Source organism: Methylophilus sp. DMC14, assembly GCF_056314085.1.
The window spans coordinates 137,288-162,493 of the sequence record NZ_JBQUZA010000005.1 but is presented as its reverse complement, the minus strand read 5'-3'; the positions used below and the strand labels follow the sequence as shown (position 1 = coordinate 162,493).

Annotated in this window: 19 protein-coding genes; 11 read left to right on the top strand and 8 right to left on the bottom strand. The window is 50.5% G+C overall.

Features of this window, described 5'->3' with window-relative positions:
• The first annotated feature begins 8 nt into the window (after nt 1–8).
• Nucleotides 9–1,667 (top strand): DNA repair protein RecN, encoded by a 1,659-nt coding sequence (gene recN / locus ACT53C_RS11405; protein WP_476146252.1) that lies wholly within the window; start codon nt 9–11, stop codon nt 1,665–1,667.
• Here recN and ACT53C_RS11400 read toward each other — a convergent pair.
• Both ACT53C_RS11400 and fur read right to left on the bottom strand, forming a co-directional pair.
• Nucleotides 1,615–2,151: a DNA-deoxyinosine glycosylase gene (locus ACT53C_RS11400; RefSeq protein WP_476146250.1), complete on the bottom strand. Its 537-nt coding sequence runs from the start codon at nt 2,149–2,151 to the stop codon at nt 1,615–1,617. The genes recN and ACT53C_RS11400 overlap by 53 nt on opposite strands.
• A gap of 92 nt (nt 2,152–2,243) precedes the next feature.
• On the bottom strand, nt 2,244–2,666 hold the full coding sequence (gene fur / locus ACT53C_RS11395; RefSeq protein WP_194747128.1) for a ferric iron uptake transcriptional regulator: 423 nt from the start codon (nt 2,664–2,666) through the stop codon (nt 2,244–2,246).
• Between the two features lie 100 nt (nt 2,667–2,766).
• Here fur and ACT53C_RS11390 point away from each other — a divergent pair, with 100 nt between their 5' ends.
• From ACT53C_RS11390 to ACT53C_RS11365, 6 genes are all read left to right on the top strand, one after another.
• Nucleotides 2,767–5,184 (top strand): L,D-transpeptidase Cds6 family protein, encoded by a 2,418-nt coding sequence (locus ACT53C_RS11390; RefSeq protein ID WP_476146248.1) that lies wholly within the window; start codon nt 2,767–2,769, stop codon nt 5,182–5,184.
• A gap of 45 nt (nt 5,185–5,229) precedes the next feature.
• Nucleotides 5,230–6,036, top strand: coding sequence for a 4-hydroxy-tetrahydrodipicolinate reductase (gene dapB / locus ACT53C_RS11385; RefSeq protein ID WP_379077573.1), 807 nt, complete (start codon nt 5,230–5,232; stop codon nt 6,034–6,036).
• Nucleotides 6,037–6,264: 228 nt separating this feature from the next.
• Nucleotides 6,265–7,404: a glutamine-hydrolyzing carbamoyl-phosphate synthase small subunit gene (gene carA, locus ACT53C_RS11380; RefSeq protein ID WP_476146246.1), complete on the top strand. Its 1,140-nt coding sequence runs from the start codon at nt 6,265–6,267 to the stop codon at nt 7,402–7,404.
• Entirely contained in the window at nt 7,404–10,619 is a 3,216-nt protein-coding gene (carB, locus tag ACT53C_RS11375; RefSeq protein WP_476146244.1) for a carbamoyl-phosphate synthase large subunit, read from the top strand. The genes carA and carB overlap by 1 nt, the downstream gene beginning before the upstream one ends.
• A 92-nt stretch (nt 10,620–10,711) precedes the next feature.
• Nucleotides 10,712–11,194, top strand: coding sequence for a transcription elongation factor GreA (gene greA, locus ACT53C_RS11370; protein ID WP_194747123.1), 483 nt, complete (start codon nt 10,712–10,714; stop codon nt 11,192–11,194).
• 58 nt (nt 11,195–11,252) lie between these two features.
• Nucleotides 11,253–11,708, top strand: a complete 456-nt coding sequence (locus tag ACT53C_RS11365) for a DUF4149 domain-containing protein (RefSeq protein ID WP_194747122.1) — start codon at nt 11,253–11,255, stop codon at nt 11,706–11,708.
• A gap of 63 nt (nt 11,709–11,771) precedes the next feature.
• Here ACT53C_RS11365 and yhbY read toward each other — a convergent pair whose 3' ends face one another.
• Nucleotides 11,772–12,080, bottom strand: coding sequence for a ribosome assembly RNA-binding protein YhbY (gene yhbY, locus ACT53C_RS11360; RefSeq protein WP_476146242.1), 309 nt, complete (start codon nt 12,078–12,080; stop codon nt 11,772–11,774).
• Between the two features lie 55 nt (nt 12,081–12,135).
• Here yhbY and rlmE point away from each other — a divergent pair, with 55 nt between their 5' ends.
• The 4 genes from rlmE (at nt 12,136) to glmM (ending at nt 17,149) form a co-directional block, all read left to right on the top strand.
• Nucleotides 12,136–12,756, top strand: a complete 621-nt coding sequence (gene rlmE / locus ACT53C_RS11355; RefSeq protein ID WP_476146240.1) for a 23S rRNA (uridine(2552)-2'-O)-methyltransferase RlmE — start codon at nt 12,136–12,138, stop codon at nt 12,754–12,756.
• 147 nt (nt 12,757–12,903) lie between these two features.
• Nucleotides 12,904–14,808 carry an ATP-dependent zinc metalloprotease FtsH gene (gene ftsH, locus ACT53C_RS11350; protein ID WP_194747119.1) on the top strand — a complete coding sequence of 635 codons (1,905 nt, stop codon included), beginning with the start codon at nt 12,904–12,906 and terminating at the stop codon, nt 14,806–14,808.
• A 115-nt stretch (nt 14,809–14,923) separates the two neighbouring features.
• Nucleotides 14,924–15,748: a dihydropteroate synthase gene (gene folP, locus ACT53C_RS11345; RefSeq protein ID WP_476146238.1), complete on the top strand. Its 825-nt coding sequence runs from the start codon at nt 14,924–14,926 to the stop codon at nt 15,746–15,748.
• 48 nt (nt 15,749–15,796) lie between these two features.
• Nucleotides 15,797–17,149: a phosphoglucosamine mutase gene (glmM, locus tag ACT53C_RS11340; protein WP_476146236.1), complete on the top strand. Its 1,353-nt coding sequence runs from the start codon at nt 15,797–15,799 to the stop codon at nt 17,147–17,149.
• 211 nt (nt 17,150–17,360) lie between these two features.
• Here glmM and ACT53C_RS11335 read toward each other — a convergent pair whose 3' ends face one another.
• From ACT53C_RS11335 to ACT53C_RS11315, 5 genes are all read right to left on the bottom strand, one after another.
• Nucleotides 17,361–18,224, bottom strand: a complete 864-nt coding sequence (locus ACT53C_RS11335; RefSeq protein ID WP_476146234.1) for a mechanosensitive ion channel family protein — start codon at nt 18,222–18,224, stop codon at nt 17,361–17,363.
• A 38-nt stretch (nt 18,225–18,262) separates the two neighbouring features.
• Nucleotides 18,263–20,212 carry an alpha-amylase family protein gene (locus ACT53C_RS11330; protein WP_476146232.1) on the bottom strand — a complete coding sequence of 650 codons (1,950 nt, stop codon included), beginning with the start codon at nt 20,210–20,212 and terminating at the stop codon, nt 18,263–18,265.
• A 29-nt stretch (nt 20,213–20,241) separates the two neighbouring features.
• Nucleotides 20,242–22,404, bottom strand: a complete 2,163-nt coding sequence (locus tag ACT53C_RS11325) for an HAD-IIB family hydrolase (RefSeq protein WP_476146230.1) — start codon at nt 22,402–22,404, stop codon at nt 20,242–20,244.
• Nucleotides 22,405–22,706: 302 nt separating this feature from the next.
• Entirely contained in the window at nt 22,707–23,261 is a 555-nt protein-coding gene (locus ACT53C_RS11320) for a flavin reductase family protein (protein ID WP_476146229.1), read from the bottom strand.
• A gap of 2 nt (nt 23,262–23,263) precedes the next feature.
• On the bottom strand, nt 23,264–25,144 hold the full coding sequence (locus ACT53C_RS11315) for a DUF262 domain-containing protein (RefSeq protein WP_476146227.1): 1,881 nt from the start codon (nt 25,142–25,144) through the stop codon (nt 23,264–23,266).
• Nucleotides 25,145–25,206: the final 62 nt, after the last annotated feature.

The following is a 25,206-nucleotide window of genomic DNA, read 5'->3' as shown; positions in this document are numbered from 1 at the left end:
AACCATCTATGTTACAAGCCCTATCTATTCGAGATTTTGTCATTGTTGATGCGCTGGAACTGGAGTTCTCGGCAGGCTACACGGCACTCACCGGCGAGACAGGTGCAGGCAAATCGATTTTGATTGATGCGCTGTCGCTGAGTCTGGGCGCCAGGAACGAAGGCGATGTGACGCGCAAGGACTGTGACAAAGCCGAGATTTCCACCACGTTTGATATTTCGGGTAACCAGGCGGCTGCAGACTGGCTGCGTGCACAAGAAATGGCCGTTGATGACAGCTTGATTCTGCGGCGCGTGATTTATGCCGATGGCCGCAGCCGTGCCTTTATTAACGGTGTTTCTGCAACCGTCGGGCAGTTGCGTGAAATCGGGGAGACGCTGATTGATATCTACAGCCAGAATGCACATCACTCCTTGTTAAAAATGGCCACCCAGCGAGAAATTCTGGATGCCTATGCGCAGGCAGTGCCTCTGGCCAAAGACGTGACTAAAAGTTATAAAGCCTGGTTTCAAGTGCATCAGCAACAGTTGGCATTCGAGAAAAATGCCAGTGAGTATGCAGACGAATTGGCCCTGTTGCGTGACAGTACGCGGGAGTTATCACAGCTAGGCTTTGCGGCAGAAGAGTGGCTGGCCTTGCAGCAAGAGCACGTCAGGCTCAGTCATGGTGCCAGTCTGCTGACTGGCATGGAGGCGAGCTTGCAGATGATGAGTGAAGGCGAGGAGGTCAATGCGCTGGATTTGTTGTCGCAAGTGCAAAGCAAGCTCGCTGAATTGCAAGTCATCGATGCCGGATTGCAACCAATTGCAGAAACGGTCGATTCGGCGGTGATTCAGCTCGAAGAAGCGAGTCGTGCACTCAATCGGCATTTGCAAAAAAGTGAACTTGATCCCGAGCGTTTGGCTGAGGTGGAGTCCCGTATTCAGACGATCCACACCGCGGCCCGCAAGTATCGGGTCAAGCCGGATGAGTTGCCAGCACTGTTGCAACAGCAGCAAAGCCGGATGGCTGAGCTGGAAAGGTTTGCCGATGATGGTGTCTTGGCAAAACAGGTGCAGGCAGCATGGCAGACTTATCAGCAACAAGCCGCCGCACTGTCTGCTATCAGACACCAGGCGGCGCAAGCCTTATCCGAGACCATCACCGGACAAATGCAGGTACTGTCACTCAAAGGCGGTCGTTTTGCGGTGAGTCTGACGCCGGGCGAACCGGCTGCCTATGGCCTGGAACAAGTGGAATTTATGGTGGCTGGTCATGCCGGGGTCGAGCCGCGGCCGCTCAATAAAGTCGCGTCAGGCGGCGAGTTGTCGCGGATCAGTCTGGCCTTGCAAGTGACCACCGCGTCATTAGGCACTGTACCCTGCATGATTTTTGATGAAGTGGATGTGGGCATTGGTGGCGGAGTGGCCGAAGTGGTGGGCCGTTTGTTGCGTGAACTCGGTCAACACAGGCAGGTGCTGGTCATCACCCACTTGGCGCAAGTGGCCTCGCAGGCGCAACAACATTTGCAAGTCAGCAAGTCTGAACAGCAAGGCGTGACCTTGAGCAGGATTCATGCGCTCAATGCACATGAACGGATTGAAGAAATCGCGCGTATGCTGGGTGGTTTGCAGATTACCGAGGCGACTCGCCAGCATGCGAAAGAAATGCTGGGTGTGACAGCCTGACTTGTAGCGTTTGCCATTGTGCAAGCTTTTGCGCAACACTCAGTCTGGCGTGGGCCGGGCTTGTTGAAGGCAGGGTGATCTGCGGGATCGTGGTCTCTAAAACAACATGCTTTTTAAAGAGCTTTGCCGCCGCTTGACCATTAAAGGCAATACATTCTATGGTTGGAATGTGTTTGAGTAAGCCTGGAATATCATTTGCAATCACAGACTTCGCGACAATCGCACTATCCAGGCTGCCAGGTCGGCTGGCCGAGTGACACACATCCCATACCGCCAATTTAATTGATTGCAACTGTTCACAGCGTTGCGCATAAGCCGTTTGTTTTGGAATCCCGAATAATGTTTCCATGATGTGCCAGAACGCGTTTTGCGGGTGCGCATAATATTGATGTTGCCGCAGGGAGGTCACTCCAGGCAGAGAACCCAGAATCAGGATGCGGGCGCCGGCACTGGCGATAGGTGGAAAACCAGCAGCACTATGCATGTGAATCTGTGGACTTAACATGCCTCTGATCGAGGCTGACAATCAAGCGTATCCAGGTCGGTGTTAAGACCTGAATAGTTGATGGTTTAATATCAGGATTCGTTACAAGACGTTTTTGTACATGTCCCATAAATAGTTAAAGAGTGGTCTTGCATGCTAAAGCCATATTTTTCGGCGGCAGCTTTCTGTCTCTTTTCGATCTCTTCATCATAAAACTCTTCTACCCGGCCACATTTGATGCAGACAATATGATCATGGTGAGTGCCTTCATTCATTTCAAACACGGCTTTGCCACTCTCAAAGTGATGGCGTACCAGCAAGCCTGCCTGCTCAAATTGCGTTAACACGCGGTAGACCGTTGCCAAGCCCACGTCTTCGCCGTTGGTGATCATGATCTTGTAGATATCCTCCGCGGACAGGTGGCGCTGCTCGCTGTTTTCAAATAGCTCCAGAATTTTTAAACGGGGCAGTGTTGCTTTGAGGCCTGCATTTTTGAGGTCTTTAGGATCATGCATAATTTTTGTCCGAGGGTTAAGTAGTATGGCGTACTTGATTCGCGAAACTACGTGGTATATTAATGTATGTAATGAATATACCGATTATAAAGTGAATCCAATGCGTAATTCTATCTTATTTGTGTTGGTTGTCGCATCTCTGGAGAGTGGGTGCGGCGCCAAGCTTCCATCAATGAAACCATTCAAGATGGACATCCAGCAGGGCAATGTGGTGACCTCAAAAATGCTAATGCAATTGCGGCCGGGTATGAACCGTTCGCAAGTCCGCTACATTATGGGGACACCGCTCATCGTAGATAGTTTCAGTGATAATCGCTGGGACTATTTTTACGAGTTACGCCAGCAAGGCCAAATTGTTGAGAAACGTCGGGTCATTCTGGATTTTGATAAGGACAGCCTGGTGGCTGTGCGTGGCGATGTGATTCCTTCGGCAGAGAACCCGGACATCAAAACCATTGTAGAAGCTCCGGTCAAAAAAGCTGAAGCGCCGAAAGAGGAGTCCTGGGCGGACAAGCTGAAATTCTGGGAGGGTGATGCTCAAGCGAACGAAGCTAAGCCAGCCAAAGCGGACTCAGCCAATAAAGCGGTCACTGCAACCCCTCCTGCACCAGCGCAACCAGCTGTCACTGCGCAGCAGATGGCCGATGAAGAAATTGTGCCGCATATCCCTGAGGGGGAATATAAGGCAGCCCCTGCGCCGCAAGAAATGGTGAAAGCGAATCCGGCAGAGGCGAGTACTCCGGCCCTGACGGCCAGTACGCAGGCCATGAATGAAAAAAACATGGCGGCCCAAATTGCAGACACCGTCGAGCCGCCACCTGTCTTTGAACAGGATGCTACACCGCCTGCTGCGGTAGCACCTGCGGCTGAATTGCAGCCCGCAGCAAGCGCAGCTTCCACCGCGAGTACTCCTCCTGCGATAAGCACACCTGTAGCAAAAGCACCTGTCGTAAGTCCATCGGCCGCGGTCGCCGCGACGGCCGCTACCGTTGCTGTTGCTGAGGCCGCCCCTAAGTCAAAAAACAGCAAAAAATCAATCGCATCTAAACCGCAAAGCAAGCCCGTGCCTGTTGCGCCGGTGGCTAAGCCAGCTCCACCTCCGGCGGCAGTGAGCATGACTGAAGATGACGAGGTTATCCCTTATATTCCTGAAGGGGAATATGTCGCGCCTGTTATCCCTACAGAACAGGAGATGATCAAGGGCAATATGGCTGAAGCCAATCTGCCTGCGACGGATGCCCAAGCGCATCAAGTGACTGAAAAAGGTGTTGCCCCAAAAGCAGAAGCAGCCAGCGAGCCAGCGCCTACATTTATTGCTGAGCAGTTGCCAGAACCTGAACCAGAGTTGCCACCTCCACCACCACCTTCGGTTTTAAAACCAGCTGTCAAAGAATCCGTTGCGCAAACGCCTTCAGCTAAAGAGCCTGTGACACCAAGCAGCCCTGCCGCCGCGATTGCAGTGGCACCTGTTGTTGCTGAACCCGCTGCCACTCCTCAGTCTGAAAGTCTGGCGGCTGCCCCTGTCACGCCTGTATTACCACCAGAAGCTGTGCTTGCCAAGCCAGCCGAGCCTACTGTGGCGACCGTGGCAGAAAATGCTGCTGAGCCTTCTGCCGCTGTCGGTGATGCTGAGATTAATCAGTCAGTCGCCAATTGGGCGCAGGCCTGGCGTAGTAAGAATATTAAAACCTATCTTGCTGCCTATGCGTCTGACTTTGTGCCAGAAAACTTGCCCAGTAAAGCGGCATGGGAGGCACAACGCAAGCAGCGTCTTTCTCCTGGTCAGGGCCCAATCACACTGGTATTGAATAATATTGTGGTGCAGCGGGATGGTATTTCTGCGGTAGTGCAATTTGAACAAAAATATTCGGCCAAGACTTACAAAGATGTGCTGAATAAGACGCTTGAAATGCGTTATGAGCCTAGCCAAAAACGCTGGTTAATTACGCGTGAGCGTACGGCAACGATTCCAGCCGTGGCTGCAGTAGCAGCAACGCCCAAGGTGATGTTGGCCGAAACGCCGACGGTTGCCCCTGCCATGGACCAGGCTGAAGTGGCAACACAACCTCCAGCCACTACCCCTGAAGTCAGTGTAGAGGCGGCCGTGGATGCCTGGGCGCAGGCTTGGCGAAACAAAAATGTGAATGCTTATTTTGCTGCTTACTCGCCTGAGTTTGTGCCAGACGGGTTGCCTAGTCGAGGAGCTTGGGAGGCGCAACGTAAAAAACGCCTGTCTCCACTGCAAGGTAAAATCACGCTCGAAATCAGTGATTTGAGCGTGGCACGGGAAGGGGATAATGCAGTTGTTACCTTCAATCAGAAGTATGCTTCTAAAGCCTATCGCGACGAAATGGTCAAACGTCTGCAGCTCAAGCTGGATAACGCTAGCAAGCGCTGGTTGATCGTGCGTGAAAGTGCTGGCAATGGTGCAGAACTGCCAGCCAGCAAGCAACAGGTGACGGCGCCAGAAGGTAGCGCAGAGCATCTGGATGGCGTATTGGAGCAAATCGGTTTTTAATCCGTTTGTCTAAAATAGTATATAAAACAGTAAGTTGAGCGAGTTATGTTGAAAGTGGTGATTGCAGGCGTGTCTGGACGTATGGGGCATGCGCTGCTCGAAGGCGTTTTTTCTGATCCTGGCTTGCAGCTGCATGCGGCCTTGGATCGTGCTGAAAGTGCCATGATTGGTCGAGATGCTGGTGAGCAGTTTGGCAAGTTGAGTGGCGTCAAGATTACTTCTGATGTTGAATCTGCATTGAAGGGAGCTGATGTGCTGGTGGACTTCACCCGTCCTGAAGCCAGTATGCAATATTTGCAAGCGTGTCAGCAGGCGCAGGTGAAGCTGGTGATTGGCACCACAGGGTTTAGCGAAACTGAGAAAGCTAGCATCGAAGCGGCTGCCAAAAATATCGGGATTGTGTTTGCGCCCAATATGAGCGTGGGTGTCACCTTGCTGATTAACTTGGTTGAACAAGCCGCGCGTGTATTGAACCAAGGCTACGATATCGAAGTCGTCGAAATGCACCATCGCCATAAAGTCGATGCGCCGTCTGGCACAGCACTGCGCTTGGGCGAAGCCGCTGCCAAAGGCATAGACAAGGCGCTGAAGGATTGTGCCGTGTATGCGCGTGAAGGTGTCACTGGTGAGCGTGAAGCGGGCACCATAGGCTTCGCAACCCTGCGCGGTGGCGATGTGGTGGGCGATCATACGGTGGTCCTGGCGGGTGTGGGTGAGCGTGTAGAGTTAACGCACAAGGCCTCCAGCCGGGCGACCTTTGCCCAGGGCGCGTTGCGCGCTGCCAAGTTTCTGGCACCCCAACAGGCCGGTTTGTTTGATATGCGAGATGTGCTTGGCTTTGACAAGAATTGATGGTTAAGCCGCTGATTTCACGCGGGCAATCATCATGCTTTAACATCCTCTGACAATACCTCGCCCTTGAGTGAGGCTTTAATCTAGGCTATAATGCCGCAATTCTGAACGGGAAGAGTCCAAAAAACTTTTCCCGTTTTGCACATCTACTCACCGCTGCATAGGGCCCTCGCAGGCATGTTGCGACCTTCAAAAGATGTGTTTCGATTCAAACTTAAGGAGCTAAAGGTGTCAAAAACAATTCCAGCGATTTTAGTGTTAGCAGATGGAACTGTTTTTAAGGGCATGAGCATTGGCGCTTCCGGTCATACAGTCGGTGAGGTGGTGTTCAATACTTCCATCACCGGTTATCAGGAAATTCTTACCGATCCTTCCTATACCGAACAAATTGTCACATTGACTTATCCGCATATTGGTAACTATGGTACCAATAGCGAAGATGTGGAATCTGGCAAAGTCTATGCTGCGGGTCTGATTATTCGTGACCTGCCCTTATTGGAAAGCAATTTCCGCAGTGAACAAAATCTTTCCTATTATCTCAAGACCAACAATGTAGTGGCGATTGCTGATATCGATACGCGCAAGTTGACCCGTATTTTGCGTCAGAAGGGTGCGCAAGCCGGCTGTATTATGGCGGGTGAGCATGTGGATGAGGCACAGGCATTGGCCCATGCACAGGGCTTCCCTGGGCTTGCCGGGATGGATCTGGCTAAAGTGGTGAGCTGTACACAAGCCTATGAGTTTACCGAGCAGGAATGGCAATTAGGCGCGGGCTTTAGCAAATCGGCTGAGCAACAGTTTCATGTAGTGGCGTTTGACTATGGTGTGAAACGCAACATTCTGCGCATGCTGGTTTCACGTGGCTGTAAAGTCACCGTTTTGCCGGCCCAGGCAACTGCCGAACAAGCCTTGGCCTATCAGCCAGATGGCATTTTCCTGTCTAACGGCCCTGGTGATCCTGAGCCTTGTGATTACGCAATTAAAGCGATCAAAACCTTGGTGGATTCAGGCATCCCCACTTTTGGGATTTGTCTGGGCCACCAGTTGCTGGCATTGGCCAGTGGTGCAAAAACCCTGAAAATGAAATTTGGTCATCACGGTGCCAACCATCCTGTACAGGATGTGGAAAGCAAGCGTGTGTATATCACCAGCCAGAACCATGGTTTTGCGGCTGACCCGGCGACGCTGCCTGCCAATGTCAAGGTGACGCATGTGTCATTGTTTGATGGCAGCCTGCAAGGGATCGCGCGTACAGACAAGCCCGCTTTCAGCTTCCAGGGACACCCGGAAGCCAGCCCAGGCCCGCAAGAAATGAGCGTGTTGTTTGATCGCTTTATCCAGTTAATGCAAGAAAGAAAGTCCATCTAATGGCAAAAAGAACCGACATTAAAAGTATTCTGATTATCGGTGCAGGTCCGATTGTCATTGGTCAAGCCTGTGAGTTTGATTACTCTGGCGCACAAGCCTGTAAAGCCTTGCGTGAAGAGGGTTACCGGGTCATTTTGGTCAACTCCAATCCAGCCACCATCATGACGGACCCGGAAATGGCGGATGCGACTTACATCGAGCCCATTACCTGGCAAATCGTCGAAAAAATTATTGAAAAAGAACGTCCTGATGCCTTGCTGCCAACCATGGGTGGGCAAACGGCATTGAACTGTGCCCTCGATCTGGACAAGCACGGCGTCTTGCAGAAATACAATGTGGAACTGATCGGCGCGACTAAAGAGGCGATTGATAAAGCCGAAGACCGCCAAAAGTTTAAAGAAGCCATGACCAAAATTGGCCTGGGTTCTGCACGTTCAGCGATTGCACACAGCCTCGAAGAAGCCTTGCAAGTGCAGGCCACGATTGGTTATCCGGCGATTATTCGCCCTTCGTTCACCATGGGCGGCAGTGGTGGTGGCATCGCCTACAATCGCGAAGAATTTATCGCCATTTGCGAGCGCGGCCTGGATGCCTCCCCAACCAACGAGTTGCTGATCGAAGAGTCGCTGCTGGGCTGGAAAGAATACGAGATGGAAGTGGTACGCGACAAAGCGGATAACTGCATCATTATCTGTTCGATTGAAAACCTGGATCCTATGGGCGTGCATACCGGTGACAGTATTACTGTTGCGCCAGCACAAACCCTGACCGATAAAGAATACCAGATCATGCGGAATGCCTCACTGGCCGTATTGCGTGAGATCGGGGTCGATACCGGTGGTTCCAACGTACAGTTTGCCATCAACCCGAACGATGGCCGCATGATTGTGATTGAGATGAACCCGCGGGTGTCTCGCTCATCTGCGTTGGCCTCCAAAGCAACAGGCTTTCCGATTGCCAAAGTCGCGGCCAAACTGGCGGTGGGTTTTACGCTCGACGAGTTGCGTAATGAAATCACCGGCGGTCAGACCCCGGCTTCATTTGAGCCATCGATTGACTATGTGGTTACTAAAGTGCCACGTTTTGCGTTTGAGAAATTTCCGCAGGCGGATAGCCGCTTGACGACCCAGATGAAATCTGTGGGTGAAGTCATGGCTATGGGTCGTAGCTTCCAGGAGTCTTTCCAGAAAGCGTTACGCGGTCTGGAAGTCGGTGTGGATGGTCTGGATTCGGTCACCGATGACAAAGACCGTATTGTCAAGGAAATGGGTGAGCCCGGTCCTGAGCGTATCTGGTACGTGGCGGACGCCTTCCGTTTGGGCATGAGTGTGGATGAAGTGTTTGATATCACCAAAATCGACCGCTGGTTCCTCGTGCAGATTGAAGAAATCATCAAACTCGAATTGTCATTGTCAGGTAAGTCAATGGGGGATTTGACCAAAGAGACTCTGTTCCGCCTCAAGCGTAAAGGCTTCTCTGACCGTCGACTGGCCAAGCTGTTGAGCACAGACCAGCATGCAGTGCGTGCTTTCCGTCAGGCGCTTAATGTGCGCCCGGTCTACAAGCGCGTAGATACCTGTGCGGCTGAGTTTGCCACCAATACGGCTTATATGTACTCGACCTATGAGGAAGAGTGCGAGTCCAAGCCGTCGGACAAGAAAAAAATCATGGTGTTGGGCGGTGGGCCTAACCGCATTGGTCAGGGTATCGAGTTTGACTATTGCTGTGTGCACGCGGCGTTTGCTATGCGTGAAGATGGTTACGAAACCATTATGGTCAACTGTAACCCTGAAACCGTCTCTACCGATTACGACACCTCTGACCGTCTCTATTTTGAGCCGGTGACACTGGAAGACGTACTCGAAATCGTCAACATCGAAAAACCGGTGGGTGTGATTGTACAGTATGGCGGCCAAACCCCGCTCAAGCTGGCGCGTGACCTCGAAAAAGCTGGCGTGCCTATCATTGGGACCACGCCTGATGCGATTGACCGTGCAGAAGACCGTGAACGCTTCCAGCAAATGCTGCATAGCCTGAACCTGAAGCAGCCGCCAAACCGCACGGCGCGTGCACCAGAAGAGGCGATTCGCCTGGCAACTGAAATCGGTTACCCGTTGGTGGTGCGTCCTTCTTATGTGCTGGGTGGTCGCGCGATGGAAATCGTGCATGAGCAAAGCCAGTTGGAGCGCTACATGCGTGAAGCGGTTAAGGTATCTAATGAATCTCCCGTCCTGCTGGACCGCTTCCTGAACGATGCGATTGAAGTAGACGTGGATGCTTTGAGCGACGGTGAAGATGTGTTGATCGGCGGCATCATGCAGCACGTGGAACAAGCCGGTGTGCACTCTGGTGACTCTGCCTGCTCACTGCCGCCTTACAGCCTGAGCGACGACCTGCAAGATGAGTTGCGCAGACAAACCGTGCAAATGGCGAAAGCGCTGGGCGTGAAAGGCCTGATGAACGTACAGTTTGCCGTGCAGAACAGTGGGCAGGGCGATGTGGTATATGTGCTCGAAGTTAACCCGCGCGCATCCCGTACCGTGCCGTTTGTGTCCAAAGCCTGTGGCTTGCAGCTAGCCAAAATTGCGGCACGTTGCATGGCAGGTCAGACGCTGAAATCTCAAGGCGTGACCAAGGAAGTGATTCCGCCTTATTACTCGGTGAAAGAAGCTGTGTTCCCCTTCATCAAGTTTCCGGGTGTGGATACCATCCTGGGCCCAGAAATGAAATCGACCGGTGAAGTGATGGGCGTAGGAAACACCTTTGCTGAGGCTTTTGTGAAGTCACAATTGGGGGCCTCTGTGAAGATGCCTACTGGTGGTAGAGCTTTTATCAGCGTACGTAACGAAGATCACAAAAAAGTGATCGATATTGCGCAGGACCTGGTTAAACTCGGTTTCACGCTAGTGGCGACCAAAGGCACAGCGCGGGCACTGGCCGAGCAAGGTCTGGAGGTGACACCGGTGAACAAAGTCGCTGAAGGCCGTCCGCATATTGTCGACATGATCAAGAACGATGAGATCAGTTTGATTGTCAATGTCACAGAAGACAAAAAGGCGATTACTGACTCGTATGAGATCCGCCGCAGCGCGCTTCAGAACAAGGTGACTTATTACACGACCCTGGCGGGTGCGCGTGCCGCTTGTATCGGCATGGCACAAAGCAAGGATATGGATGTCTACTCGGTGCAAGACTTGCACAAACGCCTTGGTTAACATACACTAGGCTTAGTTGATATTTAAATAAGCCACGCTCATTCGGGTGTGGTTTATTTTTTTTATACTCATTTTTTGAAGGTATTTTCATCATGGCAGTCAATCAGATTCCTGTCACCGTGAAAGGTGCAGAATTGCTCAAAGAAGAATTACAACGTTTGCGCGCGGTGGATAGACCCAATATTATCCAGGCGATCGCTGAAGCGCGGGCACAAGGCGACTTGTCTGAGAACGCAGAGTATGAGTCAGCCAAAGAGCGCCAGAGCTTTATCGAAGGTCGTATCGCCGAACTGGAGGCGAAATTGTCCAACCTGCAAATCATTGATCCAACCATGCTCAATGCAGAGGGCCGTGTGGTGTTTGGTGCGACTGTGAGATTTGAAGACCTGGATTCTGGCGATGCCAAAACCTACCAGATCGTGGGTGAGGACGAAGCGGATATCAAAAATGGCAAAATCTCGGTCAGTTCGCCAATTGCACGTGGCCTGATTGGCAAGTCTGAGGGTGAAGTCGTTGAAATCCAGTCTCCAGGCGGTGTGAAAGAGTACGAAATCATTGAGGTACTCTACGTTTAGTTCTTGCGATTGAATCATCTGGGATGCGTGAATAGCAGAAAATAGGAGCGTAGCAGCGATGGCCAAGCAATCAGGACTCACCGGATGGTTAAACCCGGTCTTACTTACGCTGTGGGTGGGGGCTTTGTGGATGACCGCCATCACCGCCAGTGTGCTGTTCAAAACCATTCCTGACCATATGCTGGCCGGAAACGTAGCAGGAAAGTTGTTTACCATTGTCAGCTACATTGGGCTTGTCAGCGGCTTGTGGTTGTTGATCCAGCGGCTGGCGAGTGACGGTTTTTCCGCATTCAAGCAAGGCCTGTTCTGGGTGATCCTCATCATGTGGATACTGGTCCTGATTGGCGAATTTGGCATCCAGCCATTATTGGCTCAGCTCAAAGCCAGTGCTCTGCCAAACGATGTGATGCAAAGTGTGTTCGCCAGCCGCTTTAAAACCTGGCATGGTGTGGCGAGTATTGCTTACATGATTGAGTGTTTGTTAGGCGTCTGGTTGGTGGTCAAGTCGAACTGAGGCCAATAAAAAAACGCGCAAAGGAATGCGCGTTTTTTGTATCAGGCGTGTTTGTGAGCCTGATTACAGCTTGGGGATCACGATCTTCGCTGAAGCTTTCACGGTTTCGCTGGCGCGATAAAACACCAGTTGTTTGCCGATATGGTGCACTGCGATGGCGCTCGCTTTATCGGCGATCTCTTCGAATAATGATTTACGCAAATCGCGGTCATCGCCCGCCACTTGAACTTTGATAAGCTCGTGGGCATTGAGGCTGACCTCGATTTCCTTGAGTACCGCGTCTGTCAGGCCATTGTTGCCTATCATGACTACCGGATTTAAATTGTGTGCCAGACCACGTAAATAAGCGATTTGTTTGCTGTTTAATTGCATGCAAAATATTCCTTGTAAACAGATCGCATTTTAGCATGAAGCAGGAATTCCCCCTATGAAACCCTCCAAAACCAGTAAAGCCTGGATGCAAGAGCATCTTAATGACGAATTCGTCAAGCGTGCGCAAAAAGACGGCTACCGTGCCCGCGCTGCTTATAAGCTGCTCGAAATTGACGATAAAGATAAATTGATCAAGCCTGGCATGACCGTAGTGGATCTGGGGTCTACACCTGGCAGCTGGTCACAGGTCGCGGTCCAGCGCATTAAAGGCCAGGGCCGCGTGATTGCACTGGATATTCTGGAGATGCATCCGATTCCCGGTGTGGAATTTATTTGCGGCGATTTTCGCGAAGAAACGGTGCTGCAGCAATTGGAGGCCTCGCTGAATGGCAAGCTGGTCGATCTGGTGATTGCCGACATGGCGCCTAACATCAGCGGACTCAAAGATGTTGACCAGGCAGGGGCGACGTATTTGACGGAACTCGCCCTGGATTTTTGTCAGCATTGGTTGAAACCGGGCGGCAACTTTCTGGTCAAAGTCTTTATTGGCAGTGGCTTTGAGGAAATTGTGAAACAAATGCGTGGCCAGTTTGCCAAAGTCGTCACACGTAAACCTAAAGCCTCGCGTGATCGTAGCAGTGAAGTGTATCTGCTGGGCTTGCAGCGAAAAGCTTGAATTGCAATGCTTTTTTGCGTTTAGTTTGATCGCACAAGCAAAAAAATGGGTATACAATGCCATTGAAGGCTTGAAATTATAGGCTTTGCCTCCATTATTTTCTTAGGGATTCTCCCTGCCTTTCGTTTTTAAAGTTAAGGAACCACTTTGAATAATCTACTGAAGAATATCGCGATTTGGGTAGCAATTGCCTTGTTGCTGATGACGGTATTTAATCAATTTAGCGGCACGGGAAGAAGCAGTGGCCAGGTGGTTTACTCTCAGTTCATGCAAGAGGTCAAGGATGGCCGCGTAGCCAAGGTGCAGATTGATGGTCGCTCCTTGCATGTGACTACCAACGAGGGCAAAAACTATGAGACATTCTCGCCTTCCGATCCATGGTTGGTATCAGACCTGCTTAAAAATAACGTTATCGTAGAAGCCAAACCAGAAGAGCATGAATCCATGCTTATGAGCATTTTTGTCTCCTGGTTCCCTATGATTCTCTTGATCGGTGTCTGGATTTTCTTCATGCGCCAGATGCAAGGTGGCGGCAAGGGCGGTGGCCCATTCTCGTTCGGTAAGAGCAAGGCACGTCAACTGGATGAATCCAACAACAGCACCACATTTGCTGATGTGGCCGGTTGCGATGAAGCCAAAGAAGAAGTGGCTGAGTTGGTTGAATTCTTGAAGGATCCAAGCAAGTTTCAGAAACTGGGCGGCCGCATCCCGCGTGGCGTATTGATGGTAGGCCCGCCTGGGACCGGTAAGACATTGCTGGCCCGTGCGATTGCCGGTGAAGCCAAAGTCCCGTTCTTCAGTATCTCTGGCTCTGACTTTGTGGAAATGTTCGTTGGCGTAGGTGCTGCGCGTGTGCGTGACATGTTTGAAACCGCCAAAAAGAACTCCCCTTGTATCGTATTTATCGATGAGATTGATGCGGTCGGTCGTCACCGCGGTGCAGGTACGGGTGGCGGTAACGATGAGCGCGAGCAAACGTTGAACCAGATGTTGGTTGAGATGGATGGTTTTGAGGCCAATTCCGGTGTGATCGTGATTGCGGCAACTAACCGTGCCGATGTCCTGGATAAAGCATTATTGCGTCCTGGCCGTTTTGACCGTCAGGTCATGGTCGGCTTGCCAGACATCAAAGGTCGTGAGCAAATCCTCAATGTGCATATGCGTAAAGTGCCGATTGATCCAGACGTGAGAGCGGATATTCTTGCCCGTGGTACACCAGGCTTTAGTGGTGCTGATCTTGCTAACTTGGTCAACGAAGCGGCATTGTTCGCTGCACGTCGTAATAAACGCACGGTAGATATGCAAGATTTTGAGGATGCCAAAGACAAAATCTTCATGGGCCCAGAGCGCAAGTCTATGGTGATGCGTGAAGAGGAGCGGTTGAATACGGCCTATCATGAGTCCGGGCATGCGGTGGTCGCCAAGTTGCTGCCGAAAGCGGACCCTGTGCACAAGGTCACCATTATGCCGCGTGGCTGGGCGCTGGGCTTGACCTGGCAGTTGCCTGAGCATGACCGTATCAGCAATTACAAGGACAAAATGCTGGAAGATATCTCGATTCTGTTTGGTGGCCGGATTGCTGAAGAAATCTTCATGCACCAGATGTCTACCGGCGCTTCGAATGACTTTGAGCGTGCGACTAAAATGGCGCGTGACATGGTGACCAAGTTCGGGATGTCCGATTCGCTGGGGACCATGGTCTATGCAGGTAGCGAGCAGGATTCCTGGATGGGCAGTATGTCTTCACGGACCGTCTCAGAAGCCACGCAGCAAAAAGTCGATGCTGAAATTCGCCGTATCCTGGATGAGCAATATGCGATTGCGCGCAAATTGCTTGAAGATAACCGCGACAAAGTGGAGGCGATGACTAAAGCCTTGATGGAGTTCGAAACCATTGATGCTGATCAGGTCAATGACATTATGGCTGGTTTGCCAGTGCGTCCACCCAAGCAGAAAAATGGACCTACCATCAGTTCTGGTGGCAGTGGTTCAGGCACCATGGTAAACCCGGCACCACAACCAACGGCAAAAGGCGATGATACTGAGACCTAAAGCCTAACTAAAGATTGAGGTTCAGGTTGGCCACAGGTTTGTGACAACCTGGCTTTCAGTTAAAATAACAAGGCTGGCTTTTGCCAGCCTTTGTTTTTTTGGAAATCAATGACCTATGCTCTTTCATTGTGGACGTTTTCGTCTCAATTTTGACCAGCCCCAAGTCATGGGTATCGTCAATGTTACGCCGGACTCCTTTTCCGATGGCGGTCAATTCCAGCAGGTGGATGCCGCGGTGCATCATGCGTTGACATTGATCGAACAAGGCGCCGCGGTGCTCGATATCGGTGGTGAGTCTACGCGGCCTAATGCGACACCTGTCTCCCTGACCGAAGAATTACAACGCGTGGTGCCGGTAATAGAAGCCCTGGTCGCACGCGATATTCCCGTTCCGATCTCCATTGATACTTATAAGCCTGCCGTGATGCAGGCCGCGATTGAGGCTGGCGCCAGCATCGTCAATGATGTAAGAGGCTTGCAGGAACCTGGCGCGCTTGAGGTGGTTGCAAAGAGCGATGCTGGTGTTTGCATCATGCATATGCAAGGGATGCCGCAAACCATGCAGCTGGATCCTCACTATGAGGATGTGGTGGCGGAGGTCAAACTGTTTTTGCAGACCCAGCGTGATATGTGTCTGGCGGAAGGCATCGCCCAAGACCGGATTATGCTGGATCCAGGCTTTGGCTTTGGTAAAACGCGCGCGCACAATATTGCCCTTGCCAAGGCTTTGCCTGAATTTAGCGAACTGGGCTGCCCATTGCTGGTTGGCCTGTCGCGTAAATCGGTATTGGGACAAATGACGGGCAACGATGTCGACGCCAGATTGCACGCCAGTGTAGCTGCTGCCGTAATTAGTGCCATGCAAGGGGCACATCTGTTACGCGTGCACGATGTCAAGGCAACGGTTGAAGCCCTCAAGGTGGTTGCTGCACTTAAATAGCCAGCTCAGCATGACCATATACAAGCATAACGATTAAAGGATACACACATGGGTAAGCAATATTTCGGTACTGATGGCATTCGCGGACGCGTCGGAGAGTCGGTGATTACGCCAGAGTTTGTCATGCGCTTGGGCTATGCAGCCGGACGTGTATTGGCCAGCCATGAACACTTGCCTGCGGGTAAACGCCCCACAGTATTGATAGGCAAAGATACGCGGATTTCTGGCTATATGCTGGAAGCGTCCCTGGAGGCCGGATTGTCTGCTGCTGGGGTGGATGTGCTGCTGACTGGCCCCATGCCGACGCCTGCCGTGGCTTATCTCACCCGCGCCTTGCGTGCGCAGGCCGGTATTGTGATTTCTGCTTCACACAACCCTTACTATGATAACGGGATCAAGTTTTTCTCTGCGCAGGGCACCAAGTTGCCGGACGAGATTGAGTATGCGATTGAGGCTGCGCTGGCCCAGCCCATGCAGGTCATGGATTCAGCGCAACTGGGCAAAGCCAAGCGTGTCGATGACGCAGCGGGCCGCTATGTCGAATTCTGTAAAAGCACGTTTCCCAATCACCTTGATCTGCGTGGCCTCAAAATTGTGCTCGATTGTGCGCATGGCGCCACCTACCATGTCGCGCCGCCGGTGTTCCATGAGTTGGGGGCAGACGTCATCGCCATAGGCAATCATCCTGATGGCCTCAATATTAACGAGCAGGTGGGTTCCACACACCCGCAAGCCCTGCAAAAAGCCGTGGTGGAACATCAGGCAGATTTAGGCATTGCCTTTGATGGTGATGGCGACCGTGTCATGATGGTCGATGGTGCAGGTAAGCTGCTGGATGGTGACCAGTTGCTTTATATTATTGCCATGGGCCAGTATGCCAAAGGCAAACTCAAGGGCGGCGTGGCCGGTACCCTCATGACAAATTTGGCCTTGGAACACGCCTTGCAAAAGCATCAGATTCCGTTTGGCCGTGCCAATGTCGGCGACCGTTATGTGTTAGAGCTGTTACAGGAGAAAAACTGGAAACTGGGCGGGGAGAATTCTGGCCATATCCTCACGCTGGATAAACACTCGAGTGGTGATGCGATTATTGCTGCCCTGCAGGTGTTGCAGTCCTTGCGTGAAAGCGGCAAGTCCTTGCAACAGCTGGGTGCTGACCTGACGCTATATCCGCAGGTGTTGATTAATGTAACCACCAAACAAAAGCTGGACTTGAACCAGGCGGCCGTGCAAACTGCTGTGCAACAAGCTGAGGCTGCGCTCAAAGGTGAGGGCAGGGTCTTGTTACGCGCTTCTGGCACTGAGCCCAAAATCCGCGTGATGGTCGAAGGGTTGAACCAGAGTTTGGTGCAGGCCCAGGCCGAGCATTTAGCACAAGTGATCCGTCAACTGACTAATTGAGCAAACAACATATAGACGAATTTTCTATTTTCACAAATGCCTCAGTTTGCTGGATGGGTCTGTGATATCTGAATTTATCAGCTACCTTCAGCCTTTCGGCTTGCATATTTTGTGGTCGAGTGTATCAGGTATTCTCTTGAGGTTGTCTTACCTGCGTTGTCCAAATATCACTTTGGTAGCCACAAGAAAGCGGAAGATTTTCCACTTTTTATCATGCGGCCTGTTTGCCTTGATAAACCGTAAGGTGTGGAAAGGGAATCTCAATACCTTCTGCATCAAAGGCATTCTTGATCCGTTTCAGGTACTCACGTTTGATGGTCCACTGCTGTAAAGGAAGTACCTTTAAACGACAGCGAATGACAACAGCAGAGTCTGCAAGATTGTCGACTCCAGCCATCTCCAGATTATCCAAAATAATAGGTTTAAATTCGTCGTCCATACATAAGTCTGCTCCAACTTGAAGCATGACTTGTATGACGCGTGCCACATTCTCTTTGTAAGCTACACCAATATCCATCACGGCATAGGCAAAGTCACGCGAGCGATTGGTTACCGTGCTGATCTGGCCATTGGGCACATAATGCACATTGCCTTCGTAATCGCGCATCTTCACATAACGCAGCGTAATTTCTTCCACCAAGCCAGCTTTGTCGGCAATTTCCACGACATCATCTTTGCGAATCTGGTTTTCGAGTAGCAGAAAAAAGCCATTAAAATAATCCTTGACCAAGCTCTGTGCGCCAAAGCCCACTGCCAAACCAACAACCCCGGCTGCCGCCAGTACCGGCGCAATAGAAATCCCAAGCTCATGCAGAATTTCAACCACGGTAATCGCCAGAATCACGGTGGTGACGATATACCGCAGCACCATGCTGAGCGTGTTGAGACGCTTGATCTCTTCCAGGTTGACTACTTGCCTGGAGTTTAGCTTATCCCTGAGTTTCACAATCAGGCTTTTGCTCAGCCGGTTGAGAAAATAAGCCACGCCAATAATGAAAAAAATACGCAGCAGGGTTTTTACCAGCGCCAGTATTTCCGCAGGTTGCTCTATTCCTAAGTATGTAAACCAAGACATGGTGTCAAACACTCCTTTCGATCAATAAAATAAATGTACTAACTGGATAGCCAGTAAGCGGTGAGGGTTGGGATTTCTAGAGTCTCCTGCTCGGTGGAGATCGTTGAACCACTGCACAAATCCGTCATCTTCCTGGCTTTAAACAGGCCTCGTTGCTTAAACTGCTGCAGGTTGACCTGTTGCGCTTGTGTGGCAAAGTTGGCAATTACCACCACGTTGGCATGCATGCCAGAGGGCACATAGCGGTGGAAGGCGAACAGGTGCGGATTGTCTTGTGTAATCAGCGCGCGGTTGTTTAAATCGGCAAAGGCTGAAGTCTCCTTGCGGATCGCAATCAGTTGCTTGATCTGGCTGAAAATCCGTTGTTCGACGGTGCCTGGCTGGTGACGGCGTGCCATCAACTCCCAGTCCAGCGTGGGTCTGTGTACCCAGCGGTTGTCGTGCATTTTGTTTTCATCTTGCAGATAACTGTCGTTATTGAGTGTACCAACCGCATCGCCATAGTAAATCAGTGGGATTCCGCCAAACGACAAAATCAGGTTATGCAACAAGACGATGGTTTTGATCGCATTTTCAATCGCCAGTGGGTCCTGTGTTTGCAGGGCCATTTCCAGCCCGGCCAGTGAGGCCAGCGCACCAGATATGCGGGCATCGCCGGTTTTTTTGTTGACGCCAAAGGCAAAGCCGCGTGCATTCGATTCAGGGTAATGTCCGGTGTAATAATCGACCAAAAAGCGGCGATGTGACACCGGTTCAAATCCGGCTTCGATAATGGCTTTATCACTAAAGCCCAGACCAATATCATCATGGCAGCGCACATAATTGAGCCAGGTTGCGCGGTCCAGTTTTTCCGGCAAGTCCTCCACGCCCTTGGTCAGTAATACGGTACGTTTGGTGGCGACTGCATCCCAAAGCAGTGCCATAAATGTGGCGTTATATGCAATTTCACATTCCTTGGCGTTGATGGCATCTTCACCAAAGTATTTGATAATTTCTGTCGGCGAAACTATCGCCTCGGCAATAAAGATCACACCGGGGGCTGCAATCTGGCAACAATCCTTGAGCAATTGCAAAATCAGGTGGGCTTCGCGCTCGTTCTGGCAACTGCTACCGATTTTTTTCCACAAAAACGCTACGGCATCCAGCCGTAGAATATCTACGCCCTTGTTTGCCCAAAACAGGATGATGTCCACCATCTCAATGAACACAGCAGGGTTGGTGTAGTTGAGGTCCCACTGGTAATGATTAAAGACCGTCATCACCCATTTGCCGGTGTCGGCGTTAAAGGTAAAACTGCCTGGGGCCTGTTCAGGAAACACTTCCGGCATGGCGCTTTCAAACAGGTCAGGCAGCGTGCGGTCAGGATACATGAAGTAATAATCTTGATAGGTCTGGTTGCCTTGTTTGGCTTGTTGCGCCCAGGCATGCTCATCTGAGGTATGGTTGACCACCACATCCAGCGTTAGCAGGATTCCGCACTGCTGCATGGCGGCAATCAACTGTTCCAAATCCTCCATGGTGCCATGGCGCGCATCCACTTTCCTGAAGTCGCGCACCGCATAGCCGCCATCATTCTCATGCGCCGGGCAGTCACAAATTGGCATGATATGCACGAGATTGATGCCGAGATCTTGCATATAGGGCAGCTTGTCACGCATATTGGCCAGGCTACCCGCAAAGCCTTGGCTGTAGAGCGCCATACCCACCCACTTTTGCTGCATAAACCAGTCATGGTTTTTTTCGCGCTCCAGGTCTTTTGCACGCAAATGTGGCGCGCGCTGTGCATATTGTGTCGCCAGCACTTCCACCAGCCGCCCCAGTTGTGGCTTAAAGTCTTCGCGCTGACCATACAGATGCTGAAACAGCGAATAAATGGCGTAAAAGTTAGCGCCCAGCCGAGTATAAAAATAGTGCCAGTCTTTGCCAGCCGGTTGTTTGAACGAAGACAGAATCTCGTTCAACACCGCGTGGGAAATTTGTTCGTACATGTATCGAGGTCCTTGTTGATCTGATTATTTCAGGCTGTTGCGCTGCCAAATTTATAATGGCGCATGCCCTCCAGAATGCCGTGCGCATGCGTGGCCTCGGCAAAAAAGATCCTTGGCATGCCTTTTAAATGTGCCAGTTCTTCGCTATGGTTACCCACTACGACGGCCATGGTGTCGCCCATCAGCATCTCAATATCATTGCCAGAGTCGCCTGCCACCAAGAAGTTGGCCAGTGGCAAATCCCATTTGTAAGACAAATAGCGAATGGCATGGCCTTTGGAAGCGCGAACCGGCAAGATATCCAGAAACTCACCGTGTGAATAAATGATTTGCGCGTGCAGCCCCTGCTTGCGCAGATGCTGGCGGATTTTTTTCACAGGCGGCATCTTGCTGGCATCCACCACATAAGAAATTTTGAATTCACGCTGGTTTTCAGCAGATTGCAGACGTAGCCCAGGCAACTCCGCTAACGCTTTCAGCAAGTCATCACGTCGCCATAAATGGCGGATATGGTTAGCCCAGCCGATATCTGGCGTGCGGTTGAGCCCATAGTGAATTTCCGAGCCGACGGAGGTAATGAGCACATCCGGGATAGGAATATTGTTTTTACGCAATATCTCAATCGCACTTTCCAGCGGGCGCCCGGTGGCGATGCCAAAAATGTTATAGCCGACATTGGCCACCAGCCATTCCACCAGGTCCAGCTGCCCCTGTTGGTTGCCAAGCAAGGTGTTGTCTATGTCTGTGATAAACGCATATTTTGCCAGCGGGATCGGTGACTTGCCTTGATGCAGCGCGGCCTGTTGCTTGCGCAGGTTTTTGCGTTGTTTCCTTAGCAGTTGGTGTACCTCTCTGACATATTTGTTCACATGACCCGCCCAGGTGTAATGGCGTTTGACGTTCAAGACGCCGCTCTTGGCCCATTTGCGCCAGCGTGCTTTATCCGTGAGGGCTGAGAGCAGTGCCTCTGCAATCGCATCGCTATCGAGCGTGTCTACCAGCAAGCCATGATGACAATTGGCCAGAATATCGCGAGGACCACCATCATCTGGCGCAATCACCGGCAGGCCGCAAGCCGCAGCTTCGAGCAAGGTCAGCCCAAACGGCTCAGTAAAGGCCGCGTTGATAAATACGCCACGGCTTTTGGCCGCCATGCGGTACAGTTCTGGGATATCTTCTTGCGCATGACTTTTGGGAATCGCTACTTTGCCCCATAAGTCATAGGCATCAATATCCAGCAGCAATTCATTCAACACCTGTGCCTGCGATTTTTCCAGGTCTCGAATGCGCTCTCGGCTACCGGCGACCAGCACCAGGTTAGCCTTCTTTTGCAGCGCCGGGTGGCTGCCATAAGCAGCTAGCAAGCCCTTGATGTTTTTGCGCACCTCGGGCCGGCAAATACACAAAATCATCGGTTTTTTCGGGTCGTGCAAAAAGCGATGGATACTCTGCTCCAGCGTTGCCGGTATTGCCCGGCGGCTTGGCGGCGAAAAGCGCGATGTGTCTGTGCCGGGCGGGATCACGCGGAAGCGCTGATGATCGGCTTGCGCATACATGCCATATTGAAGCTCAACCTCCTGGCGTGTGCTGGTCACGATCATAGAGGCATGCTGAATCAGCGCATCCTCCTCGGCAATACGGCGCTCAAAATTAAACTGCTTTTCAATCTTGTCTGACTTGCGGCCACTGGAAAGCAGGCGCGCCTGCTTGGGTTTGCCCAGTGAATGGCCGGTATGAATGAGCGGAATGCCCAGCAGCATAGACAACTGGCGGCCCACATAGCCAGCGTCGGCATAGTGGGAATGGATCACATCTGGCAAGCGGCCTTGCTGGCGCAAGTAATGCAGGCAACGGTCCACCATTTGGTCCAAGTGTGGCCATAACAGCTCTTTGCGTATATAGCGCTTGGGACCGCATGGAAAGCGGATAATACGCGCCTTATCGCTGAGTTTCTCTTCAGGCTGCGCATAATCGCTCGCCACTTGCGGGTCGTCGATCAACCGCGTCATCAGGTCGACCTTGCCGACCTGCGGATGCTCCGCCAACGCATTTGCCAAATCCAGTACATAAGTGCATTGCCCGCCGGTATCGGCATCCACGCCCAGCTCAAGTTGCTGGCCACGAATCAAACCATGTACGCTGATTAGCAGCACGTACAAGGATTCTGAGGGTTCTTTTTTATTCACACGCATGTGTACCTCCACTGGCTCACCACAAAGCAAGGCAATTGCACCTCAGGCCTGGCAACTGCAATTGATCATGATGAAAAATGCTGCAGGACTTCACGTCCATTAGATTGAAAGATGCTGCTTGCATCCATGTTTTCCGCGAGGGAAATAAGCGGGATATCAGGCCTGTAATACCCCTATTTCAACTACAGGCTAATAAATTGACATCAATGTAAAGTAAAAAGTTTCAACTTTTAACAAGATCGCAGGCAATAAAAAAGCCCTGACCAACAGGGCAGGGCTGATTTTTTGCATGAGTCTAGAGGTTAGCAGGCTTGGCCCGTGGCAAAGAATACGCCACCCGCAATATGGTGTATCGTACGCAAGTCGTCATGCCCCTCAAAATGCCATCGGCCGTCACTAAATACACGCGCATCGGCATGCGCCGCGATCACTTCAGCAATAAACAAGTCGTAAGTGTTCTGGTTATGCGGCTCGGGGATGATTTTGCACTCCAGCCACGCCACGCAATCCTTCACCAGCGGCGCGCTGATCTTGTCTGCAGCAAAGGTTTCGATGCCGTATTCAGAAAACTTGTCTGCGCCTGGCAAATCACGGCCGCTGATACTCCCCACCTTTTTTACCATCTCGATTTGCTTGACGCAGGGCAGGTTGATGGCAAAAGTCCCTTCCGCTTCCATCAGTTCGCGGGTGTAGGTTTTGCTATCAATGACGACGGTGACTTTGGCTGGATTAAAGTCTAAAGCGCAGACCCAGGCGGCGGCCATGATGTTTTGCTGCCCATGATGGGAAACAGTTACAATAGTGGTGGGGCCGTGGTTAAGTAGACGATAGGCATGCCTTAACTTTATTTCAGACATAATTAATGCGGGTAAGGCCAAATTTCACACAGTAATTTTGCAATAATCCCTCCCCGCTCCTCTATTTCTGATTCATTCCAGTCAGATATTCTACTGAAGTGCCGGTTTAAACGAAGAACTGAATTACCATATTCTTGCTGTTTTAATGCAAATGAACCATTGCTGGCTGCTGGATTGAGATATTTGTTTAATAGCGTAAGATTTCCTAAGGTATGTAATTTATTATTTCTTGAACGAATTGCATCACTAAATTCTTCAAATCCATCCTTAGCTAAGTAAGGATATTGCGCAAAGTTGTCAGGTATCGACTTGCCTGATAATGGCCAGTGAGCTGCCCACCTTTGGGGCAAAACATGCTCAATTTGTAAATCCCCAGGTAGGTGTTGTTCCTCAGATTTTTTACCTCGTAACGCTAACTCTAGTCTTTCAAGAATTATTCGCAATGATGGTGTTTTTAACTCTTTGAATATTGGACGACTCAAAACTTTTTCAAAAACTTGCTCATTTGTTGGCCAGCGACGGGTTGTGCCACCACCAGACAAAAGCTTTTTTTGAAGAGCAATCGGTACATCTGGCCCTTTACTTCCTTGAATGGCAGCAATCACTTCAATAAAGAGCTTATTGTATTCCTTAGTCTCTTCACCAGTAATAACGCGCCTAGCAATAAAAGACTCCAGAGTTGTAAGACAATTTCTGAGTTCAGATTCAGATAATTTTGCTTCCAATTGTAAATGCATCAGTAATGGTACTGTTGTGGAAACATCGAAATCCCATAATATACGACGCAAATCCGTACTGGGTAGCCCCCATACTCTTGTTTCATAATGTTCATAGATATCTGCGTGTTTGGAGAGGTCTGCTAATTCTTCTCGAACAGATTTGTATCTTGCTGGTTGAACACTGATCCATTTTTTATATTCTTCATTTACTCGTCTAGCATCAATAAGAAGAGCGGTTTTGGCAGTTAAGAAATATCGTAGGCCTAAATCTAAGCGAGAATATGAGCGGCCGCCTCGCTTTTCTTCACTACTCCAAAAGGTTGTTTCAAATTTACTCCAATAATCTTCAAAAATTGCATCTCTGTCTAATTGCTCTTTTTCTGCACGCATAAAAATTAAGCTGCGCAATAAATCTGATTGGGATAATGGCCGTCCTTGTGAATTGAGTGAGTAAAATATTTCTTGAGAGTCATCCCCCTCAGAAAGAGAAATTTCAACCACGCAAAAATCTTGTTGAAGCGCTTGAAGTAGTTTAAAAGCACAGTTTTCTTCTGAGTCACCAGATTTCACAGCTTGTGTTGTTACCCATAACTCAATAGATTTATAGAAAAATAGATAAGATTCTACTAATCCATTCCTAATCTCGGGTTTGCGCTTTCGGCCAATCCAAATAAGAGGATGTTTTTTCTCAACTTCATCTTTAGATTTTGCCGACAGAATATCTGTAAACACAGAGCGATTTAAAGTGGTAGGCCACAATTTATATAACTCTTCCTCGGGCTTCTCCATTACGTCCGAGTCGGCGTTTTCTAGGTACCTCGTTGTTGTTCTATCTAGAGTGTTCCAACCTTTACTTTTTGAGTAATCCCTATAAGCACATAGTAAAATCTGTAATGTGGTCAAGCGTTGCTGACCATCAATAACCAAAAACCGTTTTACTTCTCTTGGTGAGCTTGGCTTTACACCTTCAATAATTAGGGCGCCAAGATAGTGAGGGTTCGACTTTTTACCAAATAACTGAAGCTCTGCTTTTTCAGTTATATCCTCCCACAGTGTTTGCCATTGTGGATGTTCCTGCCATACATATAACCGCTGAAACATTGGTACAACGTACCGAAGCTGCGAATTAAATAAATCATCTAGAGTTCTGGGATTAGCTTGCATATCATGCCCCTTTTATTATTTCTACCAAGTATCCCGCGGTGTTACTTTTCCTAGAGTGGATT